At 71.7% G+C, this 2,319-nt stretch carries 1 protein-coding gene; it reads right to left on the bottom strand.

All coding sequences use genetic code 11. The features are described from left to right. Positions 1 to 84: 84 nt before the first annotated feature. Complete coding sequence (locus ACOVRJ_RS00465) at positions 85 to 2,262, bottom strand: prolyl oligopeptidase family serine peptidase (protein WP_422041943.1); 2,178 nt, start codon at positions 2,260 to 2,262, stop codon at positions 85 to 87. Between the last annotated feature and the right edge of the window lie 57 nt (positions 2,263 to 2,319).

Below are 2,319 nucleotides of genomic sequence, written 5' to 3' on the forward strand. Positions count from 1 at the left end.
ACTGGCCGGCCGCCGGCGCCTGCGCCCAGGCCGCGCAGGCCAGGGTGGCGCCCAGCACCGCCAGCGCCCAGCGCGCCGGTGGCCTCACCTGCTCATACCGAATTGCCACAGCAGGAAGGCCAGCACATCGGCCCGCTCGGCCTGCCGCTGCGCCTTGGTGTCGCCGACGCCGTGGCCGGCCTGCCAGTCCAGGCGCAGCAGCACCGGACGCGAATCGGGCACCGCGGCGGCCACCGCCTGCAAGCGCGCGGCGGTCTTGGTGCTCTGCCACACCTCGACCCGCGGATCGTTGACGCCGTGGGTGAGAAGAACCGCCGGATAGCGCACGCCGTCCTTGATCTGGTGGTAGGTGCTCATGGCCAGCAGCGCGCGGAACCCGGGCTCCGTCTTGTGGGTGCCGAACTCCGGGATGTTGGCCGGACCGGTCGATTCGAATTCCGCGCGCACCATGTCAAGCGCACCCACCGCGGGGATCGCCGCGGCGAACAGGTCGGGCCGCTCGGTCATCGCACGGCCGATCAGGATGCCCCCCGCGCTGCCGCCCCAGATGCCCAGGCGCGCCGGCCGTGTGTACTTCTGCGCGACCAGATACTCGGCGGTGGCGATGAAGTCCTTCCAGGTGTTGGGCTTGGTCTGCTGGAAGCCGCCCTTGTACCACTCCTGCCCGAAGGCGCCCGAGCCGCGCGGATTGGCCACCGCGAAGACGCCGCCGCGTTCCAGCCAGGCCAGCCGCCACGCCGAAAACCAAGGCTCCTCCGTATAGCCGTAGCTGGCGTAGCCCCACAGCAGCGTCGGGTTGCTGCCGTCGAGCTTCAGCCCCTTCTTGTGGACGATCGACAGCGGCACCCGCGCGCCGTCGTGGCTTGGCACCAGCACCTCGGTGCTGACGTACCCGTCCAGCGCGTCGAACTTGCCGGCCGGCTGCAGGCGCGTGTTGGTCACCCGCGCACCCTCGGCCAGGTAGATCTGCGCGCCACGGGTCCAGCTTTGCAGCGTCAGCAGCGCACCCGGCAGGCGGAAGTCCACGCCGCCGAACGTCGCGCTGCCCTCCACCGGCAGCTTGAGCGTCTGCACCGGCGCGGCGGCGGGCAGGGGCAGGCGCAGCACGCGCGTGACCGCGCCGTCGCGGCGCGTGACGTACAGCGCGTCGGCCGCGCGCACCATGCCGGTGAGCACACCACTGCCCTGCGCGATCAGCTCGCGCGCGCCCTGCACGCCACGCTCGACGCTGCCTTCCAGCAGCCGGAAGCGGGCGGCGTCCTTGTGCGTGAGCGCGAACAGCCGCTCGCCCGCGAACTCAGCCGCAGTCACCGCGTCGGCCTGCGCCAGCAGGCGGCGCCACTGCGCCTTGCCGGCCATTGCATCGGCCAGCGGCGCGATGTAAAGCGACAGCTCGCGATCGGTGCCGTGGTGGACGTAGCCTGCGGCCCAGCGCGTGCCGTAGATCGGCGTCACATAGGGCGAGTCCTGCGCCGGGTTGACGCCGAGCGCCGGGTCGGTCGAGTCCATGGCCACCGGCGCGCGATCGGCCTCGCCGTCGAGCCGCAGGAACACGCTGCGCACGTTCTGAAAGCGCTCGACCGGCGCCATGCCCGGCTTCATTTCCTGCAGCCGCATGAAGAACAGGCCGCTGTCGTCCTCCAGCCAGGCCACGCCGCCGTACTGGGCGCGCGCGACCGGCCCGAGCACGCGCTTGCCGGTGGTCGCGTCCATCACGAACAGACTGGCGTCCTCGGAGCCGCCGGCCGACAGCCCGTAGGCGACGTAGCGGCCGGTGAAGGAGGGCACGAACCAGTTGATCGCGTGCGGCGTGCCGGTCAGGTTGTACAACTGCTCGGGGTCCACCAGCAGCCGCTCCTGGCCCTGCAGCCCGCGCCGCACGTACAGCTTGAACTGGTCGTCGGTCACGCCGCGCCGCTCGTAGAAGTAGAGCTCGCCGGGGCGCCGCTCTACCGAGGCGACGCGCGCGGCCACCGCGTCGTCGTACATCTGCAGGCGCTTGAGCAGCTCGGCGCGACCCGGGATGGCGTCGAGCCGCGCCCGGGCGAACTCGCCCTGGGCCTTCATCCAGGCCTGCACCTGCGGGTTCTTCACCTCCTCCAGGGCGCGATACGGATCGGCCACCGTGGTGCCGAAGTACGTGTCGGTCGTGTTGCCGGCCGCAAACAGCGGCGGCGGCGCGCTGCCGTGCGCCGGCGCCGCAGCAGTGCAGCACAACGCGATGAGGGCCGCGCCGGCGGCGTGCCATGAGGGGATTTGCATGACGTCTTCTCCTTGCGCCCGGCGCCTCAGTGCTGCGCGGTCTGGATCAGTTCGATC

Origin of the sequence: Roseateles sp. (genome assembly GCF_049240545.1) — a bacterium.
Classification (GTDB): domain Bacteria; phylum Pseudomonadota; class Gammaproteobacteria; order Burkholderiales; family Burkholderiaceae_C; genus Paucibacter_A.

Excerpts from the sequence above, each read along its gene's own strand:
- ACOVRJ_RS00465 (WP_422041943.1), bottom strand. The coding sequence starts at position 2,262 with ATGCAAATCCCCTCATGGCACGCCGCCGGCGCGGCCCTCATCGCGTTG.